25 protein-coding genes and 1 pseudogene are annotated in these 24,738 nt (G+C 70.3%); 11 read left to right on the forward strand and 15 right to left on the reverse strand.

Annotated features, from left to right (window positions below):
* Positions 1-16: 16 nt before the first annotated feature.
* Positions 17-1,675, reverse strand: a complete 1,659-nt coding sequence (locus tag HWV07_RS13860; protein WP_178334877.1) for a potassium channel family protein — start codon at positions 1,673-1,675, stop codon at positions 17-19.
* Between the two features lie 101 nt (positions 1,676-1,776).
* Here HWV07_RS13860 and HWV07_RS13865 point away from each other — a divergent pair, with 101 nt between their 5' ends.
* Positions 1,777-2,436 (forward strand): NAD-dependent epimerase/dehydratase family protein, encoded by a 660-nt coding sequence (locus HWV07_RS13865; RefSeq protein WP_178334878.1) that lies wholly within the window; start codon positions 1,777-1,779, stop codon positions 2,434-2,436.
* An 82-nt stretch (positions 2,437-2,518) separates the two neighbouring features.
* Positions 2,519-3,313 carry an arylamine N-acetyltransferase family protein gene (locus HWV07_RS13870; protein ID WP_178334879.1) on the forward strand — a complete coding sequence of 265 codons (795 nt, stop codon included), beginning with the start codon at positions 2,519-2,521 and terminating at the stop codon, positions 3,311-3,313.
* Between the two features lie 21 nt (positions 3,314-3,334).
* Here HWV07_RS13870 and HWV07_RS13875 read toward each other — a convergent pair whose 3' ends face one another.
* Both HWV07_RS13875 and HWV07_RS13880 read right to left on the reverse strand, forming a co-directional pair.
* On the reverse strand, positions 3,335-5,416 hold the full coding sequence (locus HWV07_RS13875; RefSeq protein ID WP_178334880.1) for a beta-propeller domain-containing protein: 2,082 nt from the start codon (positions 5,414-5,416) through the stop codon (positions 3,335-3,337).
* A 106-nt stretch (positions 5,417-5,522) separates the two neighbouring features.
* Positions 5,523-6,077: a DoxX family protein gene (locus HWV07_RS13880; protein WP_178334881.1), complete on the reverse strand. Its 555-nt coding sequence runs from the start codon at positions 6,075-6,077 to the stop codon at positions 5,523-5,525.
* A gap of 467 nt (positions 6,078-6,544) precedes the next feature.
* On the opposite strand from HWV07_RS13880, the gene HWV07_RS13885 reads away from it, so the two are divergent.
* Positions 6,545-6,961 (forward strand): PaaI family thioesterase, encoded by a 417-nt coding sequence (locus HWV07_RS13885; RefSeq protein WP_178334882.1) that lies wholly within the window; start codon positions 6,545-6,547, stop codon positions 6,959-6,961.
* 42 nt (positions 6,962-7,003) lie between these two features.
* Here the strand turns inward: HWV07_RS13885 and HWV07_RS13890 are convergent, their stop codons facing one another.
* The 7 genes from HWV07_RS13890 to HWV07_RS13920 form a co-directional block, all read right to left on the reverse strand.
* Positions 7,004-8,242, reverse strand: coding sequence for a branched-chain amino acid ABC transporter permease (locus HWV07_RS13890; protein ID WP_425487807.1), 1,239 nt, complete (start codon positions 8,240-8,242; stop codon positions 7,004-7,006).
* Positions 8,243-8,417: 175 nt separating this feature from the next.
* Positions 8,418-9,410 carry a branched-chain amino acid ABC transporter permease gene (locus tag HWV07_RS13895; RefSeq protein WP_178334883.1) on the reverse strand — a complete coding sequence of 331 codons (993 nt, stop codon included), beginning with the start codon at positions 9,408-9,410 and terminating at the stop codon, positions 8,418-8,420.
* Positions 9,407-10,105, reverse strand: coding sequence for an ABC transporter ATP-binding protein (locus HWV07_RS13900; protein WP_178334884.1), 699 nt, complete (start codon positions 10,103-10,105; stop codon positions 9,407-9,409). Before HWV07_RS13900 ends, HWV07_RS13895 begins: the two co-directional genes overlap by 4 nt.
* Positions 10,102-10,923, reverse strand: coding sequence for an ABC transporter ATP-binding protein (locus tag HWV07_RS13905; protein WP_178334885.1), 822 nt, complete (start codon positions 10,921-10,923; stop codon positions 10,102-10,104). The genes HWV07_RS13900 and HWV07_RS13905 overlap by 4 nt, the downstream gene beginning before the upstream one ends.
* A gap of 5 nt (positions 10,924-10,928) precedes the next feature.
* Positions 10,929-12,281, reverse strand: coding sequence for an ABC transporter substrate-binding protein (locus tag HWV07_RS13910; protein ID WP_178334886.1), 1,353 nt, complete (start codon positions 12,279-12,281; stop codon positions 10,929-10,931).
* 84 nt (positions 12,282-12,365) lie between these two features.
* The gene (locus HWV07_RS13915) at positions 12,366-13,076 is read right to left on the reverse strand and encodes a helix-turn-helix domain-containing protein (protein WP_178334887.1); all 711 of its coding nucleotides are present in this window, start codon (positions 13,074-13,076) and stop codon (positions 12,366-12,368) included.
* A 48-nt stretch (positions 13,077-13,124) separates the two neighbouring features.
* Positions 13,125-14,768 carry a class I adenylate-forming enzyme family protein gene (locus HWV07_RS13920; RefSeq protein WP_178334888.1) on the reverse strand — a complete coding sequence of 548 codons (1,644 nt, stop codon included), beginning with the start codon at positions 14,766-14,768 and terminating at the stop codon, positions 13,125-13,127.
* A 111-nt stretch (positions 14,769-14,879) separates the two neighbouring features.
* Here HWV07_RS13920 and HWV07_RS20130 point away from each other — a divergent pair.
* Positions 14,880-15,314 (forward strand): annotated as a pseudogene (locus tag HWV07_RS20130) (lipase family protein); the annotation flags it as partial.
* Here the strand turns inward: HWV07_RS20130 and HWV07_RS19815 are convergent.
* Positions 15,218-15,439 carry a hypothetical protein gene (locus tag HWV07_RS19815; protein WP_246279768.1) on the reverse strand — a complete coding sequence of 74 codons (222 nt, stop codon included), beginning with the start codon at positions 15,437-15,439 and terminating at the stop codon, positions 15,218-15,220. The pseudogene HWV07_RS20130 and the gene HWV07_RS19815 sit on opposite strands and share 97 nt — an antisense overlap.
* A 350-nt stretch (positions 15,440-15,789) precedes the next feature.
* Between HWV07_RS19815 and HWV07_RS13930 the strand changes: the two genes are divergently transcribed.
* The 3 genes from HWV07_RS13930 (at position 15,790) to HWV07_RS13940 (ending at position 18,338) form a co-directional block, all read left to right on the forward strand.
* Positions 15,790-16,200 carry a hypothetical protein gene (locus HWV07_RS13930; RefSeq protein WP_178334889.1) on the forward strand — a complete coding sequence of 137 codons (411 nt, stop codon included), beginning with the start codon at positions 15,790-15,792 and terminating at the stop codon, positions 16,198-16,200.
* A gap of 87 nt (positions 16,201-16,287) precedes the next feature.
* Entirely contained in the window at positions 16,288-17,388 is a 1,101-nt protein-coding gene (locus HWV07_RS13935) for a GNAT family N-acetyltransferase (protein WP_178334890.1), read from the forward strand.
* Positions 17,389-17,459: 71 nt separating this feature from the next.
* Positions 17,460-18,338 (forward strand): SDR family oxidoreductase, encoded by an 879-nt coding sequence (locus HWV07_RS13940; RefSeq protein ID WP_178334891.1) that lies wholly within the window; start codon positions 17,460-17,462, stop codon positions 18,336-18,338.
* 172 nt (positions 18,339-18,510) lie between these two features.
* Here HWV07_RS13940 and HWV07_RS13945 read toward each other — a convergent pair whose 3' ends face one another.
* The 3 genes from HWV07_RS13945 to HWV07_RS13955 form a co-directional block, all read right to left on the reverse strand.
* On the reverse strand, positions 18,511-19,647 hold the full coding sequence (locus tag HWV07_RS13945) for a hypothetical protein (RefSeq protein ID WP_178334892.1): 1,137 nt from the start codon (positions 19,645-19,647) through the stop codon (positions 18,511-18,513).
* A gap of 240 nt (positions 19,648-19,887) precedes the next feature.
* On the reverse strand, positions 19,888-20,094 hold the full coding sequence (locus HWV07_RS13950) for a hypothetical protein (RefSeq protein WP_178334893.1): 207 nt from the start codon (positions 20,092-20,094) through the stop codon (positions 19,888-19,890).
* Between the two features lie 228 nt (positions 20,095-20,322).
* A complete protein-coding gene (locus HWV07_RS13955; RefSeq protein ID WP_178334894.1) occupies positions 20,323-22,677 on the reverse strand; it encodes a PAS domain-containing sensor histidine kinase in 2,355 nt (784 codons plus the stop codon).
* A 129-nt stretch (positions 22,678-22,806) separates the two neighbouring features.
* On the opposite strand from HWV07_RS13955, the gene HWV07_RS13960 reads away from it, so the two are divergent.
* The 4 genes from HWV07_RS13960 to HWV07_RS13970 all read left to right on the forward strand — a co-directional run bounded on the left by HWV07_RS13960 (position 22,807) and on the right by HWV07_RS13970 (position 24,435).
* Positions 22,807-23,220: a PaaI family thioesterase gene (locus HWV07_RS13960; protein WP_178334895.1), complete on the forward strand. Its 414-nt coding sequence runs from the start codon at positions 22,807-22,809 to the stop codon at positions 23,218-23,220.
* Positions 23,221-23,369: 149 nt separating this feature from the next.
* Entirely contained in the window at positions 23,370-23,498 is a 129-nt protein-coding gene (locus tag HWV07_RS19950) for a hypothetical protein (protein ID WP_281362303.1), read from the forward strand.
* The gene (locus HWV07_RS13965) at positions 23,495-23,833 is read left to right on the forward strand and encodes a helix-turn-helix transcriptional regulator (protein WP_178334896.1); all 339 of its coding nucleotides are present in this window, start codon (positions 23,495-23,497) and stop codon (positions 23,831-23,833) included. Before HWV07_RS19950 ends, HWV07_RS13965 begins: the two co-directional genes overlap by 4 nt.
* A 284-nt stretch (positions 23,834-24,117) precedes the next feature.
* Complete coding sequence (locus tag HWV07_RS13970; RefSeq protein ID WP_178334897.1) at positions 24,118-24,435, forward strand: hypothetical protein; 318 nt, start codon at positions 24,118-24,120, stop codon at positions 24,433-24,435.
* A gap of 22 nt (positions 24,436-24,457) precedes the next feature.
* On the opposite strand, the gene HWV07_RS13975 is transcribed toward HWV07_RS13970, so the two are convergent.
* Complete coding sequence (locus HWV07_RS13975; RefSeq protein ID WP_178334898.1) at positions 24,458-24,724, reverse strand: hypothetical protein; 267 nt, start codon at positions 24,722-24,724, stop codon at positions 24,458-24,460.
* Between the last annotated feature and the right edge of the window lie 14 nt (positions 24,725-24,738).

The following is a 24,738-nucleotide window of genomic DNA, read 5'->3' on the forward strand; positions in this document are numbered from 1 at the left end:
CCACGCTACCAGTAGTTTACCCCAGCAGCTCGAGGAACCGGTTGGTCCCCTCGTCGGTGCCGGCGACGACGAGTTCGTCGCTTTCGCGGACCCGGAACTCCGGGGAGAGCTCCGAGAGGACCTCCCCGTCCCGCTCGACGGCGACGACGGTGCAGCCGGTCCGCTCGCGGACGCGGGCGCCGGCCAGCGTCTCGCCGACCAGCCCCGGCGCCGCCGTGCGGACGACCTCGACGTGGGTGTCCATCGAGACGATGGCCTCGTCCTGCAGCACCTCGCTGGCGACCATCCGGCCGCTGACGGTCGCCAGGGAGAGGACGTAGTCGGCGCCCGCGCGGTACGTCTTCCTGACCGCGCCAACCTCCTCGGCGCGGGCGATGATCTCGGCGTCGTCGGTGAGGTCGCGGACGACAAGCGTCGCGAACTCCGTCTGGGTGTCGTCGGGGAGCGCGAGGATGACCGACTCGGCGTCCTCGACGCCGGCCTCGGCGAGCACGTCGGGGTCGGTCGCCTCGCCGACCACGTCGACGCCGTCCTTCTCGCGACGGTCGAGGACGGTGTACGAGAGGCCGGCCCGGTCGAGCCTCGCGGCGACGGTCCGGCCGACCTCGCCGTAGCCGACGACGACCGTCTCGCCCGTCCGGAACCGCCGGAGGTCGCCGACGGTCAGCTCCTTGCAGCGCTCGAGCTGGGACTCGTCGCCCGTCACCAGGAGGACGGTCCCGCTCTCGAGGGTCCGGTCGGGCGAGGGCGGCGACTCGAACTCCCCGCGGAACCACGCGCCGACGACGTTGACGCCGAAGCGCTCGCGGATGCCGCTGTCGGCGAGGGTCCGGCCGGCGAGCTCGCTGCCGTGGTGGACGGGCAGCTCCGCGAGGTCGAAGTCCTCGCCGATCTCGACGGCGTCGCCGAGGTCGGTCGTCACGGCGGTCGTCACCTTCCCGGCCAGCGACCGGCCGAGCAGCTGCCGCGGGGAGACGACGGTGTCGGCGCCCGCGAGCCGGTGGTACGGCGTGCGGTCGGGCTCCTCGACGACGCTGACGATGCGGACGTCCTCGGCGGCCTCGCGGGCCGCGAGGACGATGCTGGCGTCGACGCGGTCGGAGACGTCGGCGACCAGCGCCCGCGCGTCGCCGATGCCGGCGCGGTCCAGACCGCCGACGGATTCCGGGTCGGCGTGGACGACCGAGTAGCCGCCCTCGTAGAGCTCCGTCGCCTGCTCGCGGTCCGCCTCGACCAGCACGTAGTCGACGTCGTTGGACTCCAGCTCGGAGATGAGCGTCTCGGCGCGCGCGGTGTACGAGCAGACGAGGACGTGGTCCTCGAGCGGCTCCTCGAGGGCGTCCGGCGGGGACGTCGACAACGCCTCCTCGAACAGCGGGAACAGCAACACCGGCAGCGCGAGGAAGAAGACGCCGACGCCGGTCAGGTCCATCACGATGACCAGCAGGTTCATCTGTGGGCTGGACCACCCCGCCTGGGAACCGTAACCCGTCGCGGTGAACGTCTCGACGGTGAACTGCAGCGACTGGAGGTAGGTGTTCGACCTCCCCTCGAACACGTGCATCCCGTAGTGGTAGACGACCGAGTACGTCAGGATGAGCGCGGAGATCAACAGGACGTAGTACCCGACCCGCCGCTGGAGGCGACTCACGCCGGCGGGGAAGACGGTGGGCATGCCGTTCCGAACGGGCATCGAATCCAAAAGTGGTTCCCCTCGGCGCTCCGCCGACCCGCGCCAGGCCCGCGGTTCTTGTACGTGCAGGGCCAACCGGGAACATGGACCTGCTCGTCACGGGCGGCAACGGATTCATCGGGCGGGAAGTGTGTCGACGGGCCGTCGCCGCCGGCGACGACGTGACGAGCGTCGGCCGGAGCGGTCGTCCGGACCCCGAGCATCGCGGCCCCTGGGCGGCCGAGGTGACGTGGGTCGCCGCCGACGTCTTCGAACCGCACCGCTGGCGCGAGCACCTCGGGGGCGTCGACGCGGTAGTCCACTGCGTCGGCATCGCCCGGGAGCGCCCGAACCAGGGGGCGACCTTCGAGCGGGTGAACGGCGACGCCGCCATCCTGGTCGCCCTGGAGGCCGAGCGCGCCGGCGCCGACCGGTTCGTCTTCCTCTCCTCGTCGGTGTCGCCGCCGCTGGTCCGCGACGAGTACGTGCGTTCGAAGCGGCGGGCCGAGGCCGCCGTCGCGGACCTCGACGTCGAGACCGGCGTGGTGCGCCCGGGGCCGGTGTACGGTCCCGACCAGCCGCACTTCCCCCGCCCCGTCGCCGCGGCGCTGCGCTTCGTGGACGGCCGGGAGACGCTGGCCCGGCAGTTCGAGGACGACCGACCGCTGTCGGTCGAGACCGTCGGGCGGGCGATCTACGACGCCGCCCGCGGCGACGCGCCGGCGATGCTCGACGCGATCGCGATGCACGAGCGGTACGGATAGCGCGGCCGGACGGCGAGGACCGACGCCGGCCACCGCCCGCCGCGGCGAGCACTTTTATCGACGTCCGCCCTGGAGACGAGCGATGGACCCCGACCGCTACCTCGACCGCCTCGGCCTGGACCCCGCGGACGGGACGCCGCCGACCTACGAGACGGTCGCGCGCCTCCAGCGGGCCCACGTCACGACGGTCCCCTTCGAGACGCTGTCGATCACCGGCGACCCGTCCGGCGAGCACTTCGGCGAGGGCGTCTCGCTGGCCCTCCCCGACCTCCACGAGAAGCTCGTCGAGCGGGAGCGCGGCGGCTTCTGCTTCGAACTGAACGGCCTGTTCGCGTGGCTGCTCGGCGAACTCGGCTTCGAGGTCGACCGCCTCGCCGCCCAGGTGCTCGACGACGACGGCGACCCGCGGCCGCCGGCCAACCACCACACCGTCCGGGTGACGTTCGAGCAGCCCTACCTCGTCGACGTCGGCCTCGGGACGCCGAAGATGCGCGAGCCCCTGCCCGTCGGCGGTCGCGTCGGTCCGGACGCGGCGGGCGTCGAGTGGCGCACCGTCGAGAGCGACCGCCCCGACGCCGACCACGTCCTCCAGACGCGGGGCCCGGCGGCCGACGAGTGGGGCGACCGCTACATCTTCACGGAGACGCCGCGGGAGCTGTCCTTCTTCGAGGCGACCTGCGAGCACCTCGCCACGGCGCCGGAGTCGAACTTCACCGGCGACCCGTACGTGAACGTCGGGACCGAGCGGGGGTACGCGTCGCTGACCGCGGAGACGCTGACGCGCGTCGTCGACGGCGAGGAGGAAGCGGAGGACGTCGCGCCGGACGAGTGGCTAGCGGTGCTCGAACGGGAGTTCGGGATTCGGGCGGAGAGGTGAGTCGGCCGCGACCAACCGTCGCTACCCGTCGGTGAAGTTCAGCGTCGCCGTCTCCTCCCAGGTCGTCTCGTCGACGACGGTCAGCGACGACTCGCCGAAGACGTAGAGGTGGTCACCCACGTAGGCGGCCCGCCTGGTCGACCCCTCGGACTCGACCCTGGTCACCTCCTCGAGACCGCCCTCGTAGCTGAAGACGTAGCCTGAACCCCGGTGCTCCACGTCGACGGCGTCGCCGTCCTCGTCGACGACCGGCCGGACGCTCCGGCCGCCGTCGGTCGGCAGGAAGAACACGCCGTGGCGGCGGTCCAGCAGGAACGCGTGGTGGCTCTCGGCGACCGCGGAGAACCGCGCGTCGAGGATGCGGTCCTCCTCGACGGTCGGGTCGGCGGGGTCGGAGACGTCGAAGACGACGAGCTTGACCTTCCCGTCCTCCTCGCCGACGCCGAGGACCCGGTCCTCCGAGAGCGGGTGGAGGTACGAGGAGAAGCCCGGCAGCTTCAGTTCGCCCTCGACGGTCGGGTTCTCGGGGTCCGAGAGGTCGACGACGTGGAAGGGGTCGATCCGGCGGAACGTGACGACGTAGGCCTGGTCGTCGACGTACCGCACCGAGTAGATGCGCTCGGTGACGCCCATACCCCGGACGGACCCCGTCACGTCGAGGTCCCCGTCGAGGACGTAGAGGTCGTTCTCGCTGTCGGTGCCCATCGCGCCCCGGACGGTCGTCGCGATGCGGAACTGCCCCTCGTGTTCGTCCATCGAGAACTGGTTCAGCGGGGTCCCCGGGACGGAGCCCGTGGCGCCGGCCTCGACGGTCGGCGAGTCGGTCTCGACGCCCTCGACGTCGAAGGCGACGACGCCGGTCCGCTCGAAGTCGCGCTTGTTTTCTTCGGCCCAGGCCTGCCTCTCCTCCCGAAGGGCCGCGTCGACCTCTCGGCGCTCCTCCTCGGAGAGGCCGGCGCGCCACCGCTCGATGGTGTGCTCTATCTCGACGCGCTTCGCCCGCGGGCTGAGGTCGTAGTCGCGGATCTCCCGGATGCGCTCGACGGTCTCACCGTCGAGGTGCTCGGAGCCCTCGGTGACGAGGAACTCCGCCATCAGGTCGGCCTCGTCGACGGGGTCGGGGTAGGTGACGTAGACGGCGTCGGCGGAGACGTGGACGACCGACCGGCCGGCGGTCCCGACGAAGGACGTCGAGTCGGCCACCGAGCCGTCGGCGGGGTCGAGCAGCGAGACGGTGTAGGTGGTGTCGACCGGCACCGGCCGCGACGGGTGGTGAACGTCGGTGCAGGGGACCGAGACGCCCTCCATCGGACGGACCGGACAGGGGTTCCGCCGGTCGACGCGGTCCTCGGTGACGAGGTAGACGGTGCCGGCGTGGAGCCGCGCGGCGACGACGCGGGCCTCGAGGTCCTTCGACCACGTCCGCTCGGGGTTCGACCGGTCGGAGACGTCGTAGCCCGCGAGCGTGCCGCCGTCGACGACGACCAGCGTGTCGCCCGCCAGCAGTAGGTCGCCGGAGACGTCCAGCCGACCGGCGACCTCGGGGGCCGCCGGGTCGTCGGCGTCGATCAGCCGGACGCCCTCGCTGGAACCGGGCCGGTCGTCGGCGCCGCCCCGGGAGCGGTGGTGCGGGCCCTGGCCGTCGGTCGAGTAGTACAGCGTCTCCGCCGTGGTCTTCAGGACGTCCGGCTCGTCGATGCCCTCGACCTGGACGTTGGTGTCCGAGGCGCGGCGGTCGCCGGCGCTGCCGCCGCCACCGGCGCCGGCGTCGGTGGGCCTGACTCCACCGGTGTCGGACTCCTCGACGGGCCCGCTGGCCGCCGCGCCGTCGGCCGCGTCGTCCGTGGCGACGCCGACGTCGGCGCCGGTCCGGGCGCTACTCGCGAAGCCGGCGTGGCGGCCCGTCGCGTCGGCCGCCCGGAGGTACGAGCGGAACTCCTCGGCCGAGTCGAACGTGGACACGCCGGTGGGATCGTCCGGCTGCGTGCGGTCGTGCGGCTGGGTCTGGACGTCGTCGAGCAGTGCGGCGCCGACGCCGCCGGCCGCGAGGGCGACGGTGAGCAGCGCCGCGAGCTGCAGCGTCGACAGCGAAACGCGGGACATGACCGCCCGTATCCGCCCCACACAAGAAGCAGTACCCTAAGCACAAACGCGCGTTTGACCTATGCGACGAGGGAGAATATCGGTGGCTGCGGTCGAACGGGACCTCTCACCCGAGGAGGTATCGTGTCCACGGATAGCGCTCGACCAGCGGCCGGCCGCCGACATCGTACTGCTCGATGTAGGCGTCGAGCCCGAGGATGCGGCCGGCGCCGAAGGCTGCGACCGAGAGGAACACGAGCATGTACGCGAAGTCGCCGTTGATGTAGCCGTGGGCGACGTCCCAGTTGCCGAGGTAGAACATGAGCATCATGAACGCGCCCCAGAACGCCGCGAGTCGGGTGAGTGCGCCGAACAGGAGCCCCAGGCCGATGAGGACCTCCCCCCACGGGACGGCGACGTTCACGAAGTCGACGAACCAGCCGGTCTGGCCCATCGAGACGAAGAGGTCGGCGACGGGGCTGCCGTTCGCCGGCGGCGCGTTCTGGAGGTAGCCGGCGGCGGAGAAGCTGCCGGACAGCACCTTGTCGACGCCGCTCTGGAGGAACGCGAGCCCCATCATCAGCCGGAGCGCGAGGATGAACCAGACGCTGAGCGTGTGGAGCTTGCCTTCGGCGGTGAACCCGGCGACGGTGCTCCTGAGCCGGACTTCTTTCGAGGACATGACGTCCGGAGGAACACCGGCCACACCGATAAAGGTGCGTCCGGGTACACGTCTCAACGTTGCGATAGCCCCGGATTACGGCCCGAACATGTTCGCCGCCAGACCCAACGGCCCCGGACGCCAACGGACGAGCGGGCGTCGCCTGGACGAACGGCGCCCCTTGCTCGGCACCGTCGGGACGTCGGGGCGGACCTGGCGTCGGTTCGCCGCCGCGACCCGATTCGGGGTCCGACACCCCGTTCCTCGTTTTCGGACGTACCGGACGACGGTCCCGGCGCTCAGGGTGGCATCGCTACGCGAGAACGAAGAGTAGCCGCCGAAGGGGCGTCGATCACTTGCAGGTGGAAGACGGTATGCTTCGGCGACTATCGATGGTATGGAGGGATACCGTTTAAACACGCCCTCGCTTTCGAGCGGTGTATCGGTCCGAACCGGAGAACTATGCCGCCGGCCGCCCAGCGGGCGGTATGGACGACGTCCCCGAGGAGTTCTTCGCACCGCCGTACTACGAGACGCTGGGCATCGAGATCACCGACGTCGACGACGGCACCGCCGAGGGACGGCTGCCGGTCGACGAGTCGGTCTCGGCCGCGCCGGGCGAGCCGGTCGCCCACGGCGGCGCCATCGCCTCGCTGGCCGACTCGGTCGGCTACTGGGCGGCCAGCTCCGCCAACGACTTCGCCGTCACGCCGACGGTCGACCTCCGCGTCGACTACCTCGCGCCGGCGACAGCGGACCTCCGGGCGGCGGGGACGGCGATCAGGAACGGCCGGAGCGTCGGCACCGTCGACGTCGAGGTGGAGGCCGACGGCGACGTGGTCGCCACCGCCCGCGGCGTGTTCAAGACGGGCGGCGGCAGCGGCGGCGAGTCGGCGTGGGACTGACCCCGGACCGTCGCGAACGGGGTCGGGTGCGGTCCGGCCCCCTCACCGCCGGTAGCGGCGGAGCCGCCGGGCGACCGCCTCGGCGACGGTGCCGTCCAGGCGGTCCCGGAGCGTCCCGAGGAGGCCCCGCGGGACGAACAGGACGAACAGGACGAAGACGACGCCGAGGTACAGTCCCGCGCGGCCGTCGACGAAGACGTTGATGAACTCGAGGACGGTGAACTCGCCGACGCCGGCCGAGAGGACGCCGTCCGAGAGGGTGCCGCGGAGGAACCGCGCGAGGCCGTGGGACTCCGTCGAGAGGATGCCCTGCAGGACCTCGTGGAAGAGGAAGCCGTACAGCGCGCCGGCCAGCGTGCCGAAGCCGCCGATGATGGTCGCCAGCAGCGCGTCGGCGGTGACGAAGAGGTCGAAGGTGTTCTCCGGGGCGACCGACCGGCGGTACCCCGCGAACAGCCCGCCGCCGACGGCGGCGAAGAAGCCGCTGATGCCGAAGGCGCCCATCTTGTACCAGAAGGTGTTGTACCCGACCGCCTCCGCGCGCTCCTCGTTCTCGCGGATGGCGACCATCACCCGGCCGAACGGCGAGTGGACGATCCGCTGCATCGCGAGGTAGCACAGCAGGACGACGACGCCGACGGCGTAGAAGGAGACGTCCGCCGTCCCGAGGTCGACGCCCGTTCCGAGGACGTTCTCGAAGCTGTCGCCGGTGAGGCGGCCGATCTTGACCCCGAGGCCGTCGACGAACGGGACGCCGACCTCGTAGCCCGCGCGGTCGAACTCAACGCTGGTGCCGTCCCGGGGGTTCGAGCCGACGTAGCTCCAGTTGCGGACGAAGACGTGGGCGACCTCGGCGAACCCGAGGGTCACCATCGCGAAGTAGACGCCCGTCAGCCGGAACGAGACGGCGCCGACGAGGACGGCCACGACGAACGCCAGCAGCGCCCCCAGGAGCAACATCAGCATGAACGGCGCCTCCGCGGGCAGGACGGGCACCTTCCCCGAGCCCGCGAGGATGACGAAGTACGCGCCGATGCCGTAGAACATCGCGTGGCCGAACGAGAGGTAGCCCGTGTAGCCGCTGACGAAGTCGAAGCTCATCGCGAACAGCCCGAAGTACAGCACGAACACCATCGTCGTGATGCGGGGCAGGAAGACGTCGAAGAGGTCGCCGACGTGGACGCCGAGGACCGAGACGTCGACGCCGACGAGGAAGCCGTAGAGGAACGGATACAGCGCCAGGACGGCGACGACGGCGACGTGGACCGCGTGCGTCTCCAGGTACCGTCCGACGGTGGCCGCGAGTCCGGATTCACCCGCACCGGGCGGCGCGCCCTCGCCTCCGCCGACGTCGGGCGTCGTGCCGGCGTCGTCGCCGCCGGCGCCCGGCGCGTCCGCCGGGGAGCTGGCGCTGCTGGATTCGCCGTCGGGGCCGCCGGGGCCGGAGTCGGGGGCGCTAATGGCCGCCCACCTCCGCGACGCCGAAGAGGCCCTTCGGCCGGACGACCAGCACGACCACGAGCACGAGGAACATCACCAGTTCGGGGAGACCGGGGAAGTCGACGTAGTTGATGAACAGCCACGTCATCAGCGCGTCGACGAACCCGACGAGGACGCCCGCGACGACGGTCCCCTTGAACGAGCCGAGCCCGCCGATGATGACGACGATGAAGCCGATGAGCAGCGCCTCGACGCCGAGCGGGACGCTCGCGCCGAAGCGGGGGTCCCACATCAGGAGGACGCCGGCCAGTCCGGCCAGCCCCGAGCCGACGCCGAAGACGACGGTGAACGCCCGGCGGACGTCGATGCCGAGCGCCTGCGTCATCTCGGCGTCCTCGCTGCCGGCGCGGATGTACAGCCCGTAGCGCGTCCGCGTCAGGAACAGGAAGATGGCGGCGACGACGAGCAGGCCGACGAGCGCCTCGAAGAGGTAGAGCCCGCGGGTGGGCGTCCCGAGGATGCCGTAGCGGTTCGAGAGGAAGTCGGGGGCCGTCCCGATGGCGGCCTGCCACTCGGTCTGGGGGCGGAGCCCGCGCAGCTCGACGACGATGCGGGCCAGTTCGTCGATGACGAGCACGAGCCCGAACGTCAGCAGGATCTGGAACAGCGGCTCGCGGTCGTAGATGGGTCGGATGAGCGTCCGCTCGATGGCGGCGCCCAGCGCCGTCAGCGCGGCGAAGACGACGGCGACCGCGACGAAGAAGACGAGCAGGCGGGCGGCGTCGCCGCTGGCGCCGGAGACGAACGCGACCATGACGGCGCCGCCGAGGTAGGCGCCGACCATCGTCAGCGACCCGTGCGCGAAGTTGAGCACGCCCATCAGCCCGAAGATGAGGCTGAGCCCGCTGGCGATGACGACGTACAGCGCGGCCTTCGAGAGCGCGTCGAGGGTGATGCCGACCGGCGCGAACAGGGGGACGGCGGCGTCGACGAGTACGAGTCCCGTCATGCGCTGAGGTGCCTCCGGATGGCCTCGTCGTCCCTCGTGACGCCCTCGGTCGAGCCGGACTCGACGACCGTCCCGTGGTCGATGAGGTAGAAGCGGTCGGCGAGGTCCATCGCCAGCGGGAAGTTCTGCTCGACGAGCAGCACGGTCGACTCCTCGGCGACGCGGGCCAGCGCGTCCGCGACCGCCTGGACGATCTTCGGGGCGAGGCCCTCGCTGGGCTCGTCGACGAGCAGGAGGTCGTTGTTCCCGACCAGCCCGCGGGCGATGGCGACCATCTGCTGCTGGCCGCCCGAGAGGTCCCCGGCCTCACGGCCGCGGTGGGACTCGAGTTCGGGGAACGAGGCGTAGGCCGTCTCGAAGGCCGCCTCGACGGACTCCCCTGGCGGCGTCGCGATGCGGAGGTTCTCGTCGACGGTCAGGTGCGAGAACATCCGCCGCTCCTCGGGCACCCAGCCGACGCCCATCCGCGCGACCTCGTGGGTCGGCCGGCCGGTGACGTCCTCGCCGCGGAACCGGACGGTCCCCTCCCGCGGCGGCGTCAGCTGGAGGATGGAGCGCAGCGTCGTCGTCTTCCCGACGCCGTTGCGGCCGATGAGCGCGACGCACTCGCCGGACTCGACTTCCAGGGAGATGCCCTGGAGGATGTGGCTCTCGCCGTAGTAGCTGTGGACGTCGTCGACCGACAGCAGGCTCACGCCGCCTCACCTCCGACTGACTCGTCGGGGTCGGCACCGCCCGCCTCGCCGGGTTCGTAACCGCCGAGGTAGGCGTCCTGGACGCGCTCGCTCTCCCGGATGGCCTCGGGTTCGTCGTCGGCGATGAGCGACCCCTGGTGGAGGACCGCGATGCGGTCGCTGACCTCCATCACCACGTCCATGTTGTGCTCGACGAGCAGCACCGCGTGGTCGGCGGCAATGTCGTCGATGAGCGCCGTGAGGTCGTCGATGCCGTCGCTGGAGATGCCGGCGGTCGGCTCGTCCAGCAGGAGGACGTCGGGGTCGCCGGCCAGCGCGATGGCGACCTCGAGGTTGCGCTTCTCGCCGTGGCTGAGCGTCTCGGCGGTCGTCTCCGCCTCCTGGGCGAGGCCGACTCGCTCGAGGATGACGCGGGCCTCGCGCTCGTACTCGGGGAAGGCGCCGACGTTCCGCCAGGCCTTCCAGGAGTCGGCGCCGCCGGCGGCCTGCGCGGCGATGCGGACGTTCTCGAGGACCGTCGACGTGGCGAAGATATTCGTGATCTGGTACGAGCGGTGGATGCCGGCCAGCGCGGTCTCGTGGGGGTCGCTGTCCGTGACGTCGACCCAGCCGCCGTCCGAGCCGGGGTCGCTCGCGCGGTACTCGACGGTCCCCGCGGTGGGCGCCAGCACGCCGGTCAGCAGGTTGAAGAACGTCGTCTTGCCGGCGCCGTTGGGGCCGATGAGCGAGCAGGTCTCGTCGCCGAGCTCGAAGTCCACGCCGTCGACGGCGGTGACGCCGCCGAAGCGCTTCGTGAGCCCGCTTGTGCGCAGCACCATCGCGCCTACAGCGAACACCCCATCTCCGAACTGTCCTCGGGGAGGGTCGTCTCGTCGGCGGAGATGCGCGCCAGCGGCTCGCCCGGCATGATCGGCGCGTCCCAGTTGTCCTCGGTGTTCGGCACGGGGTACGCGACCGTCATCTCCGAGCGCGCCTGGTTGTTGTACTCCTGGTAGGTGTAGGCGTCCTCGCCCTTCGGCGTCTCGGCGATGGTCATCCCTCGCATCTCCGAGGCGATGTCGGCGCCGTCGGTCGAGCCGCCGGCCTCGACGGCCTGGGCGATGGAGGAGGCGGCCGCGAACATCCCGGAGGTGAACAGGTCCGGCACCTTGCCGTACGTCGAGGTGTAGGCGTCGACGAAGGCGCTGTTGATCTCGTTGTCGTACTGGTTCCAGTGGTACCGGCTGGTGAACGGCCCCAGCAGCGCGTCCTGGATCTTCTCGGCGGTCAGGTCGCCGAGGACGCGCTCGGCGACGCCGCCGATGGCCGCCGTCGAGATCTCGGTCGCGAAGCCGCCGAACATCCGGAGGCCGTACTCGCCGGACAGCCCCTCGTCGAGGAAGTTCGGCAGCGTCACGACCGTGAAGCCGCCGATGACGGCGTCGGCGTTGGCCTCGACGGCGTTCTCGAAGAGGCCGCCGAACTGGTCGTGGCCGCGCGGGACGTACCGCTCGCCGACGATCTCGATGCCCTCGCTCTCGAGGACGTTCTTGTAGTTCCGCGCGACCGCGCGGCCGAACGAGTAGTCCGCGGCCATGATGAACACCCGCTCGACGTCCGTCTCCTGGGCGACGTACCGGCCGCCGGAGCGGGCGTCCATCGCGGTGTTCTCGCTGGCGCGGAAGATCTGCTCGCCGCAGAGTTCCGAGTCGCTGGTCAGGTCGGCCGCGGCGGCCGGACCGGCCAGGTACGGTACGCCCGCCTGTTTGGCCACGTCGATGACCCGCCGGGCGCCGTCGGAGGAGGCGATGCCGCAGAGCATGTCGACCTCCTGGTCCTGGACGAGGTCCGTCGCGAGGGTCTGGGCCTGGTCGGGACTGAACTGCGAGTCCTCGACGTACAGCTCGTAGGTGACGTCGTCGGCCTCGATGGTCTCCTCCCCGGACGTCGAGACGTCGAGGGGGTCCTGGTCGTACTTGTAGGCCATCCCCGACAGGAAGCCCCACAGCGACTGCTGGCCGTAGTACTGGACGTCGCCGGTCAGCGGCTGCATGAGACCGATCTTGACGGTCCCCTCGGCGCTGCCGCCGCCGTTCCCGTTCCCGCCGTCGGTACAGCCCGCCAGTCCCAGCGTGCTCGCGGTCCCCGCCGCCGCGGCCGTCTTGAGCCACTGCCTCCGCGTCTGTTCGCGTGCCATGGTAGTGAGATACACTCACAGACGGGCAAAAGGGGAGAGGTTCACATGTCAACCGTCGGCGGCCTCGACGGCAGAATCTGCCGGTCAGTCCGTCTCGTCGAGCCGCTCGAGCGCGTCGACGAGGCTCCGGAGGAGCTTCTTCTCGCCGCGGCGCATGTTCTTGGAGACGGCGGTCGTCGAGACGTCGAACTCGTCGGCGAGCGTCGACAGCGTCGCGTCCCGCGGCGTCTCGAAGTAGCCGGCGTCGGCCGCCCGTCGGATGGTCCGCCGTTCGACGTCCGACAGCGACCGGCAGGCGTCGAGGAGTTCGCCCGCCGCCTCGACGTTCCCCAGGACGTCGAACAGCTGGTCGAGTTCGAGGTCGCGGCGCCGCTCGACGTGGAACTCGTTGTTCTTGTCGAGGGCGTAGAGGGTCTCGTCGGCGGTGCCGCCGTCGTCGAAGCCGACCTGCCAGAGCTCCTGGCCGTTCCGGATCTGGAACGGCCCCGTGATGTAGCCGCCGCGGTCGTGGATGACCGTCATCGCGTTCGTCTGCTCGATGACCGTCCGGACGACCGCGGTGTCGTCCTGCCGGGAGAACAGCTGGTACTCGTTCATGTTGCCGTGCTCCCGCAGCGCCGACAGCCCGTTGTCCAGGGCCCCCCGGTCGGCCCCCTCGACCAGCAGCCGCGTCTCCAGTTCCTCCCGCGCCGCGTCGAGCCGCCAGTGCATCGTCGAGAACGCCACCTCGTGGTCCGCGGTCGTGTCGATGAAGGGGCAGTCGTACTGCTCCATCTCCATGGTGACGTCCAACATACGACCCCCAGTAGCGACCGCAGCGGTATAACAGTTCGTCACGTGGTGTCAGTCGACGAACCGCTCCGCGACGGCCTCGCGGTCGATCTTGGCGACGCCGCTGCGCGGGAGTTCGTCGACGACGGTCAGCCCCTTCGGCACCGCGTAGTCGGCGACGCGCCCCTCGAGGAAGGACGCGAGGGCCGCCGGCGTCAGCGAGTCGTCGCCCTCGACGACCGCGTGCCCGACCGTGCCGAACCGCTCGTCGGGGACCCCGACGACGACCGCGTCCTCGACCTTCGGGTGGTCGGTGATGGCGGCCTCGACGCGCGGCGGGTAGACGTTCTCGCCGCCGGAGACGAACATGTTCTTCTTCCGGCCCTCGACGTGGACGTAGCCGTCGTCGTCGACGCGGGCGAGGTCGCCCGTCGAGACCCACGCGCCGAAGGTCCGGGCCGACGCCGCCGGCGCGTCGAGGTAGCCCGCGGCGGCGTGGGGCCCCGCGAGCTCCAGTTCGCCGATCTCGCCGTCCTCGACCGGCCGCCCCGCGCCGTCGACGATCCGGACGTCGACGTGCATCGCCGGGACGCCGACGCTGGCGGCCTTCTCGGGCGGGAAATCTTCGGGCATCGCGAAGTTGTTCGGCCCGCACTCGGTGAGGCCGTACCCCTGGGAGAACTCGACGCCGCGGTCGCGCCACGCCTCGACGACCGGCCGCCGGCAGGGCCCGCCGCCGCTCTTGACGAACCGCAGCGACGAGAGGTCGGTCCCGTCCCAGGCGTCGTCGCGAGCCATCGCCGCCAGCACCGACGGGACGGCGACGAGCACCGTCGCGGATCGCCGCTCGACGTCGCGGAGCACCGGCTCGGGCTCGACCTCCGGCCGCAGCAGCAGCGTCCCGCCGACGTGGAACAGCGGCAGCGTGAGGACGTTCCAGCCGCCGGTGTGGAACAGCGGGAAGCACAGCGGGGCCACGTCGTCCTCGCGGATGCCCCACGACGTGATGGTGTTGAACGAGTTCCAGTAGACGCTCCCGTGGGTGATCTCGGTCTCCTTCGGGACGCCCGTCGAGCCGCCGGTGTGGAGCAGGAGGTGCGTGTCGGACAGCGCGGACTCGACGCCGTCGACGGGCGCGCCGTCGTACCGCCCCGCCTCGAGGGGCTCGTGACGGTGGTCGGCGTCGACGGGCAGCGACCGGACGGTCGGGTCGACGTCGCTGCGGTCGAGGGCGTCGACGAGCTCGGCCTCGAACGGCGTCTCGACGACGACCGCGGCGGGGTCGACGTCGCCCAGCACCGCCGCCAGCTCCCGCTCGGGCAGCCGGTGGGACAGCGGCGCCAGGACGCTGCCAATCTTCGCGGTCGCGAAGAACAGGTCGAACTGCTCGATGCGGTTCCGCGAGACGACGGCCACACGGTCGCCGGCCCCGACGCCGAGGGCCCGGAGCGCCCGGGCCGCCCGGTTGGCCCGCGCATCGACGTCCGCGTAGGTGTAGGCGTCGTCCGTCGCGGTGTCCCGGACCGCCACGCGGGCCGGCGTGAGCCGCGCGCGGCGCCGGCTCCAGTCGCCGACCCACTCGTACGGACGGTCGCCGTGGTCGTGGGGGACGGCGGCCGTCCGCGCCCTCAGACATCGTCCACCGCGTGCGGTCCGTGGGCTGTGCTCTCCTGGCTCCGCCACGGCGGCCGCCCCCGTCCGGTCGTCCCGTGTCATGGAGTACCACAGGATACCGGGGGCCATCAATCCGGAGATTCACATATCAACCTCCGGTTCTTTGGGTCGGTTTGCCACAATCCGTTTATACGGACGCCACGGAGTCTACCCATGACCGACCCCATCCCAGGCCTCGACCGCCGGCAGTTCCTGCACGCGGCGACCGCCTCCAGCGCGCTGTTCGCGTCGGGCACGGCGGCGGCGACCCACGACGGCACCGAGGACGACCCGCTGGCCGGGTTCGGCGGCACGGCCTGCGACGTCGACCGCACCGACGACCGCTACCTCCCCTGGTCGACCGATGGCGCCTACGGCGGCTGGGGCGGCCACGAGTACCACGCCACCCGGCCCGGGCTGGCGGGCGGCGAGAACCCGGTCGTCTTCGTCCACGGCAACACCCACGACGCCTGCGACTGGTCGGACCACGCGACGCGCTACCTCCGGCGCGGCTACCGCGGCGACCAGCTGTGGTCCATCACGTTCGCCGCCGAGAGTCCCACGCACGACGAGATGGCCCGACAGCTCGAGGACTTCGTCGGGAACGTCCTGGCGTACACGGGCGCCGACAGCGTCGACGTGGTGAGCCACAGCCTCGGCGTCACCGGCGTCCGGTTCTGGATGGCCGACAGCGCCGACTTCGCGGATATCGACGAGCGGTTCGACGTCGGCATCGGGCCCGCGCTACGACGTCGTCGACACGTTCGTCGGCTGCGCCGGCGCCAACGAGGGCACCGCGACCTGCGGTCCCGGGTGCGAGCAGGGGCCGGGCGCCAACCGCGTCTGCGGGTTCATCTCGCCGGACTGCGCCGAGGCCGGTGGCCCGCTGTACGAGCTGAACGAGCCGGACGAGACGCCCGGCGACGTCGACTACTACACCATCCGCGGCGACCTCGATTACTTCTACGCGGACAACCCCGACAGCCCGAAGCTCGAGGGCGCCGAGACGAACCTTCTCCTCCCGGGGCGGGCGCACAACGCCACCCGCGCCAGCGATGCCGCTATCGAGTGCATCTACCAGTGGGTGACCGACGGCGCGGGATCGGGCGGCCCGGAGCGGGAGACCGACGTCGCGGTCGAGGGGAGCCGCGAGATGGGATCGGTCCACGTCGGCGGCGGCGTCGCCCGGGTCCAGTTGACGGTCGAGGCCGACGCGCCGGTGCTGCTCCGCGACCGCGTCCCCTACGAGGCGCGCGTCCTGACCGACCGCAGCGACGACGTGACGGCAGTCGCGCCCCGACCGCACCGCGGCGTCCGGGAGGTCTACCTCGACGGGACGGCCCGCAGCCACGACGTCGAGTACCTCGTGGAACTGCCGGCGTCGTCGGGGTACTACGAGTTCGGACCGGCAGCGGTGCGGACGCCAGACGCGACCGCCTGGGCGGCGGTTCCCGAAACGGCGACGGAGGTGCTCGTAGTCGGCAGCGAGACCTGACGTCGGCGTCGGCAGGTCGGGGTTACGCCGTCCCATCCGGTAGTTACCGACTGGATAACTATGCTTGTGAGGGCTCGGTATCGGAACATGAGCCAGCAGGTGGGGGAGGACGCGGTCCGGTCAGACTACGGTATCCGGCGGTTCCGGCCCGAGGACGTCGACGCGTTCCTGGCGTTGCACCGCGAGACGTTCGGCACCGACCACGACCGCGAGTGGTTCGCCTGGAAGTACGAGGAGAACCCGTACGTCTACCACGTCCCTATCTTCGTCGCGGAGCGGGCCGGCGAACTCGTCGGCGCCAGACCGTTCTTCGCGCTGGAGCTGTCGGTGAACGGCGGGCGACACCTGGCCCTGCAGCCCTGCGATACGATGGTCCACCCCGACCACCGGCAGCGGGGCCTGTCGGCCCGGCTGAACGAGGCGGCCATCGAGAAGTACCGCGACCGGGACGTGAGCTTCCTCTTCGACTTCCCGGACGAGCGCACCGCCGCCGACCACCTGCAGCGGGGCTGGAAGCGGGTCGCCGACCAGCCCACCTACTACCGCGTCCAGAACCCCGCCGGCCTGCAGAACGTCTCCTCCACCTGGGCCTCCCTCGGCGTTCGCGCGCTGACGCCGCTGCTCGAGGGCTACAACCGGCTGTCGACTGGGCGGCTGTCGGCCCCCGAGGCGGTGACCGTCGAGCGCCACGACGCCGTCCCGGCGGCGACGCTGGCTGGCATCGAGTACGACCGTCGCAAGAAGGGGATCCACATCCACCGGGACCTGCGGTTCTACGACTGGCGGTTCCGGAACCCGGCGCGGGACCACGCCGCCTACGTCGCGAGGCGCGACGGCGAACCGATCGCCGGGGTCGTCGTCGCGACGTCGGCGGACGGCGCCGTCGCCACGCTGACAGACGTCACGCCGCTGCCGGACGGCGACGACCGCGGGGGACTGGAGGCGCTCCTCGACCGCGTCGTCCGGGAGTACGCCGACGCGGACGTCGTCGCGGCCCCGCCCGTGCTCCCCGACGACCTGGCCAGCCGGGCCAGCTTCCACCGCGATGACCGGTGGCCGCTGTCCGCCGTGGCCACCCGGACCGCCCACCTCGTCCGGGAGCTCTCCGGCGGCTGGCGGGTCGACGGCCTCGACGTCACCGACGCCGACAACTGGCAGCTGACATTCGCCGAGCGGCGCACGAACTGACTCCGGCGCCCCCGCGAGCGGTTCGCATGTGAACCCCGGGACCCATATCGCTCCGGGCCCGATACCGGGATATGAGCTCGCAACCGGACTCCAGCGCCGACGAGTCGCTCGCCCCGCCGGAGCTCTCGGCGGACCAGGTACTCACCCTCGACGACGAGCGCTTCACGACGGACGACGTCGCCATCGTCACGGGCGCGGCCTCGGGCATCGGCCGCGCGACCGCGTTCGCGCTCGCGGTCAACGGTCTCACCGTGGTCGGCCTCGACGTCGACGAGGCGGGCCTCGACGGGACGGCCGAGACCGTCGCGGACGCGGGCGCCGACGGCCGGTTCGTCGCCACGCAGGTCGACCTGACCGACGACGACGCGACCGCCGCGGCCGTCGAGGCCGCCGCCGAGGAGGGGTCGGTCCGCTACCTCGCCAACATCGCGGGGATGCAGCACATCGCCTCCATCCCCGACTTCCCGATGGAGAAGTACGACCTCCTGATGGACGTGATGCTCCGGGCGCCGTTCCTGCTGTCGAAGCACGTCATGCCGCACATCCGCGAGACCGACGACGGCGTCGGCGCCATCGGCAACATGGGGTCGGTCCACGGCCACTACGCCACCCGCGACAAGCCGACCTACATCACCGCCAAGCACGGCCTCACCGGCCTGACGCGGTCGATCGCCGCCGAGGGGGAGGGGTCGCTCCGCGGCTTCTCGGTGAGCGTCGGCTACGTGCTGACGCCGCTGATGGCCGACCAGATCGCCGACACCGCCGAGGAGCGCGGCATCACCGAGGACGAGGTCGTCGAGGACGTGATGCTCGGCCAGGCGCGCTCGAAGGAGCTGATGATGCCGGTCGAGGTGGCGAACCTCTTCGTCTTCGGCTTCTCCTCGCACGCCTGCCACCTCAACGGCGGCGACCTGCTGTTCGACGGCGGCTACACGCACACCTACGAGTGAGCGAACGGGCGCAGGAATTCGCCGACGAGACCGACTAGGTACCGGCGGTCGGCGCGGGCGCTCCTCGAAGGGGGTGAGCGAGAGGCGACCCAGAACGGGTCGCCGTCCCGTCGAAGAAAATACCGCCAGTCGGGTTCAGCCTCGGGGGTCGTTTCGCTGAATCGGTCGGTCGCTACGGTGACTCGGGGAGCTGGTCGGAGGAACCGTCGTCACCGCTGCTGTTGGCGTTGTTGTCGACAGTCGCGACGCCGCAGCTGGCCTCGTGAACGATCACGGAGCCGTTCTGGAACTGCGCTTCGTTGTCGTGGAGCTGACTGGAGATGGGACCGCTCTCGTTCTCCGTGCCGAATATCTCGTTGGCGAGCGTGTTGTCCTGGATGGCGCCGCCCGTCTCGCAGGTACCGAGTTCGCCGTCGTCGCCGGTCCCGTCGTCGGTCTCGTTACCGTCGTTGCCGTCGTCGGTCTCGTTGCCGTCGGAGCCGTCGCTACCGTCGTCGGAGCCGTTGTCACCGCCCGGGAGCTGGTCGGAGGGACCGCCGTCACCGCCACTGCCGTTGGCGTTGTTGTCGACGGTCGCGATGACGCAGCTACCCTCGTGGACGATCACGGAGGCGTTCTGGAATTGCTCCTCGTTGTCGTGGAGCTGACCGGAGATGGGACCGCTCTCGTTCTCCGTGCCGAAGGCCTCGTTCGCGATGGTGTTGTTCATGACGAGCCCGTTCTCCTCGCAGGTCCCGATCACGTCCGTTCCGTTCTCGCCGCCGTTGTCGTCACCGTCGTCGGTCTCGTTGTCGTCGTTGCCGTCGTCGCCGGTGCCACCGTTACCGTCGTCGCCGTTGTCGTCGTCCTTGTCCTTCGATCCGTCCTTGTCGTCGGCGCCGTCGCCGTTGTTGCCGTCGTCGGCGCCGTCGCCGCTGCTGCCGTCGTCGCCGTTATCGTCGTCGTCCTTGTTCTTCTCGCCGTCCTGGTCGTCGGCGCCGTCGTCGCTGGACCCACAGTCGCTCTCGCCACTGGAGTCGCTGGAGTCGCCGTCAGACTCGCAGGGTGGTGAATCAGAACTGCCGTTCTCCCCGCTTCCGTCGTTGTCCTCGGGGTCGTCGTCGTCGCCGTCGTTGTCGGTGTCAGTGCTGTTATCGTCCGTACCGTTGTCCGTGCTGTTCACCGGGTCTTCCTGCGCAGACGTCACGCCGCTGTTCTCTGGGTCGTCGTCGCCCGCGATGGAGGGTCCCAGCGGGACCGCCAGGGCGATCGTCATTCCCAAGATCGTCAGGATCGCGACGCCGACTGCTAGCGTCTTGGCTTCGGGCATACGTTGTGGCCAACTGAAAGATGTCTGATTAGTCCTCTGCCGGATACTCGGGGGCATTAACGTAAAATAACTGACTAGAAATGAAGAGACAAGTAAACACTATGTTTATGGATAGAAACTCGTCAGTCGGCGGATATCCGGTTCTCGGCCGCCTCGGCGGTCGCACCGGAAGAATCTGTCGAGAGGCCATCGACAGAAAAGAGGAGCACCTCCCGTCAGGCTACCGACCGATTCGTGGGGTTACGGTCCGGATTCTGGCACGTTGTTGACGACAGTCGCGACGCTGCAGCTGACCTCGCGGGCGATGAGCTCACCGTCCTGGAACTGCCCCTCGTTGTCGTGGATATGGCTGGAGTTGGGGCCGCTCCCGTTCTCTGTGCCGAAGGCCTGGTCGGCGAAGGTGCTGTTCTTGGCGAAGCCGCTCTCCCCGCAGGTGCATGATATCATCGAAGCATAGGTGGATTTTGTACGAAGGAGCTCGCTGTGGAAGGTTGGGTTCCGAGTAGCCGCCCAGCCGATTCGTGCGCTCCCGTCGCCCGAATGTGAATATCTGTCATCGGAGAAAGCATTTACCGTCCCGAACCGACCGACAGGATACCGGTAGGGGTACTGGTACACCGTTTTTTGGAGCCTCGAACCGGCAGCGGCGGCGCTGGCGTCCGTTAGAGGACCCGGTCAGGCGTCCGGTCCGGCCGGGAGCGTGACGTAGAAGGTCGCGCCCGCACCCGGGTCGGAGTCGACCCAGATGTCGCCGCCGTGGCGCTCGACGATGCGTTCACAGAGCGCCAGTCCGATCCCCGCCCCCGAGTGGTCCTCGCGGGAGTGGAGTCGCTGGAAGATCTCGAAGATGCGGTCGGCGTCGTCGGGGTCGATGCCGATGCCGTCGTCGTCGACCGAGACCGTCACCCAGGAGTCGCCGTCCCGGCTGACCTCGACGCGGATCCGGGGCGGTTCGTCGCCGCTGTACTCGACCGCGTTCTCGAGGAGGTTCTGGAACAGCTGGCGGAGCTGGCTGGCGTCGCCTTCGACCCGCGGTAGCGGTCCGACCTCGAGGTCGGCGTCGCTCTCCTCCAGCGTCAGCTGCAGGTCGTCCCGGACGTCGTCCAGCACCGCGTCCAGGTCGACAGCCTCGAAGGCGTCGCCGCGGCTCTCGACGCGGGAGTACTCCAGGAGGCCGTCGATCATCTCGCGCATCCGCTGGGCGCCGTCGACGGCGAACTCGATGAACTCCTCGGCCTCCTCGTCCAGCTCGCCGGTGTAGCGGCGTTCGAGCAACTGCAGGTAGCTCGTGATCATCCGGAGGGGTTCCTGGAGGTCGTGGGAGGCTGCGTACGCGAACTGCTCGAGGCGTTCGTTCGATTCCTCCAGGGCCTGCTCGCGCTCCTTGCGCTCGGTGACGTCCCGGAAGTACACCGAGATGCCGGACTCGGAGGGGTAGAGGTTCGCCTCGATCCAGAGGTCGAGGGTCTCGTCGTAGCGCTCGTAGCTGGTCGGTTCCTGGTCGTCCATCGCCGTCCGGAAGGCCGTCCGGACGGTGTCGATCTCGGCGGCCTCCGGGAAGACGTCCCAGAGGGACTCCCCCAGCAGCTCGCTCTCGGCGTACCCGAGCAGCTCCTCGGTCCGCTCGTTGACGTGGGTGAAGCGGAACTCGTCGTCGACGGCGTAGAAGGCGTCGGTGACGCGGTCGAGGATCTGCCCGAGTTCGGTCTCGAGTTCCGCCTTCCGGGCCTCGAGCCGCTCCTGGTTGTCGATCCGGTCGAACGTCACCTCGAGGGTCGACGCCACGATCTCCGCGAGCATCAGGTCGCCGTCGTCGAAGGCGCCGGGCTCCGTGGAGCCGATCTCGACGACGCCGTGGTCGCCGATCGAGAGGACGATCTCGCTGCGGATCGGCGTCTCTGCGTCGTAGACGTCGGGGGCCTCCCGGACGTCGTCGTAGACCTCCGACTGGCCGCTCTCGAAGACCCGCCAGGCGACCCCCTCGCCCTCCCGGAACGTCGGCACCTCGCCGAACAGGTCCGCCGCGGGCGCGCTCCAGGCGACCGGTCGGAGCTCCGCCGACGCCGCGTCGTGCAGGAAGACCCCGTTGATGTCCATGTTCAGGATCTCCCGGACGTGGCGACAGGCCCGCTCGGCGACGGCCGTCCGCGAGTCCTGCTCGAGCCACTCCCGGACCGCCTCGTTCAGCCGCTGGAGCTGGTGTGCGCGGCGGCGCTGGTCGCTGATGTCGTAGTAGAGTTCGACCCGCCCGCCCGCGTACCGCCCCGCCTCGATCGGTCGGCTCCGGTGTTCGAGCCACCGGTCGGCGTCGCCCGCCCGCACCCGGCACTCGAACCGCTCGACGTAGTCGTTGGCGTCGTAGGCGGCCAGCACACGCTCGGCGAACGTCCCGCCGTCGGCGACCCGGTCGGTCAGCGTCTCGTGGACCAACTCGCGCTTGTCGCGGCCGATGGTCGCCGCCTGGTCGAGCCCGAAGTACGACGCGGCCGTCGAGTCCACCCACGCGACGTGGAACTCCGGGTCGAGGATGAAGACGCCGACGTCGGCCTCCTCGAGGACGCTCGTCGTCGTCTCGTCGGCGTCGAGGGGCGTCTCGACCCGCTCCTGGCGGTCGTCCTCCCCCGCGATCTCCCGAGCGACGCCGAGCGTCCCGCCGTCCCGCCCGCTCTCGCCGAGGCGTCGCTGTCGGAGCTCGACCGGCAGCCGTTCGCCGTCCGCCGTCCGGAACGTCACTTCGACCGTGTCGACGTCGGTCGCCCCGTCGGCCCCGAAGTCGTCGATGCCGCGTTCCGCGGTCTCACCGTCATCGTCGTCCAGCAGCAGCGAGAATCGCTCGCCGAGGAGTTCCGTCCGCGCGTAGCCCGTCGACGCGAGGAAGTCGTCGTCGACCGCGACGAACCGGCCCTCCGGGTCGAGCTGGTAGAGCCCCCCGTCGATCAGGTCGACCGTCGCCCGGAACCGCTGGAGTGACTTGCCCGCGTCGTCACCCCCGACGAAGTCGCCTCCCGGGACGTCCCGTCCGTCGCTCATATGCAGAGGTCTCTGCGCCGAGGCGGATAAGTACCGCGCACGCGGGCTACCGGCAGCGAACCGGCGGGGACGGACCGGACCCACCGGGTGACTTCATTAGCGCGGGCGGCGTAGCTCCGGCGAACCCGAATGACCGACGTCAACCGTCGCTTCCTCGAGAACCACGACCACCTGCGGAGCCTCGGCATCGCCATCGAGGCGCAGTCGGAGGGCTCCGTCACGCTCTCGCTGCCCTTCGACGAGTCCCTCGCGAACCCCGGGACTGGGGTCATGCAGGGCGGCGTCGTCGCGACGCTGATCGACCACGCCGGCGGCGCGGCCATCCGGACGACGCTCGACGAGCCCGACTCGACGCCCCACGCGTCCACCGAACTCAACGTCAGCTACGTCCGGCCGGCGAGCGACGACCTCCGGGCGGAGGCGACGGTGATCCGCAGCGGGTCGGCGATGGGCGTCGTCGATGTCGAGGTGACGAGCGAACACGAGGGCGAGCGGAAGACGGTGGCCGTCGGGCGGGTCTCGCTGCACCTCGACCGGGACTGAGCCGGCGGTAGATAAAAGTCCCAAAATAACCGGCAGCAGTTCCAAGTAAGAAGTTACCATTTTGCAGTGTCCGGGGATGGATGACAATGACTACGTCACGCGGGGGGTCTCGTAGCCCCTCAAGTGGGGGACAGCTCTCGAATCCGGTCGTGCTCGAGCTCGACGGGGCCGTCGACGGCGACGCCATCGTGCTGGCCGTCCGCCGGGACGGCGACCTCGTCGAACTGGTCGAACGCGCGGCACCAGCGACCGCGACGCTCCGCGGTGAGGTGGAATGATCGAGCAGTTGCGGACGATCGTCGGCGTCGAGTTGCCGCCATCGATCGAGACCATCGCGCCCGGCGAGTCCGGAGAACGTGAGGGGTCGACCGGTCGTACTGGCTGTGCTTCCGGGACGGAAGCCAGACTGCTGCCGCCCGACGAACGCGTCCTCGAGCTGCTGGACGCGCACGGCGGGCGGATGTGGCAACAGCAGGTCGTCGCCGAGACGGGGTACTCCGAGGGCCGGGTCAGCAACCTGCTCGGCGAGATGGAGGCCGACGGGCTCGTCACCCGCCGCTGGAAGGGGGGACAGAAGGTCGTCAGCCTCCCCGAACGCGGACCCGAGTCGTGACGCGGCCGACCTGCTCGACGACTACAGACCGTTCGTGACCGCCTCGAAGCCGGCCTCTCGGTCCCGGTTCCGATCTCTTCGTCCGTAGCGCCGGGTTTCTCCATCCGCCGATCGGTCCGAATCGATTCTAGATGATTCGACCGGAGACCTTTCACCGAGCAGTGAAACGAGTAGACGGCGGCCCGTTCGACCCAACCATTATCCCCAGGCCGCCTTTCGCGAACCGCTACAGCCCGAGTCCGGCCCAGGAAAGATTCATGTTAATAGATACCATGGTCTGGCGTATGGAGCGGGGGGAAGACTGGGAACGGCGGGCCGTCCGAGAGCGGTGGACCGCTCTCGAGCGGCAGCGAAGCGTCACGAGGCGGCTCGTCGGTGCGTTCTCCCTGGCGCTGGTCGCGGCGATCCTGTTCCTGGCGGCGCTGGTCCCGGAGGCGTGCATCTCCGGTCGCGGCACGCAGAACGCCTGCATCTCGACGACCGGTGATCCCACCTTCACCGCGCTCGTCCTGCTCGGTATCGGCGCGCTCGGGGGCGGGGTCTGGCTCTGCCGGTCGGCGCTATCCATCGAACTCCGTCACCGTCGAAACGGGACCTCGTGACCGGCCGACCCACTGGTAGCGGTCAGTCGTCCAGGGCGGCGGCTATCGCTTCGAGGTCCGACTTCGTGAACGCGCTACCGTCCTCCTCGTCCTCCGGACCGATCCCTGCCCGTTGGCGGATCGCCGCGCGCATCGTCCCCTTCGAGGGGCGCGGGTCGTCGACGTCGGCGCCGACCGCGTCGGCGATGGCGGCCAGTTCCTCCTTCGTGAACTGGGCGTCGACCTCGCGTTCGAACCGGCCGACACGCTGGCGGATCTGGTTTCTGAACTCGTGGACGGTCGGACTCATACGCGGCGTGACGA

Origin of the sequence: Natronomonas salina (assembly GCF_013391105.1) — an archaeon.
Taxonomy (GTDB): Archaea; Halobacteriota; Halobacteria; order Halobacteriales; family Haloarculaceae; genus Natronomonas; species Natronomonas salina.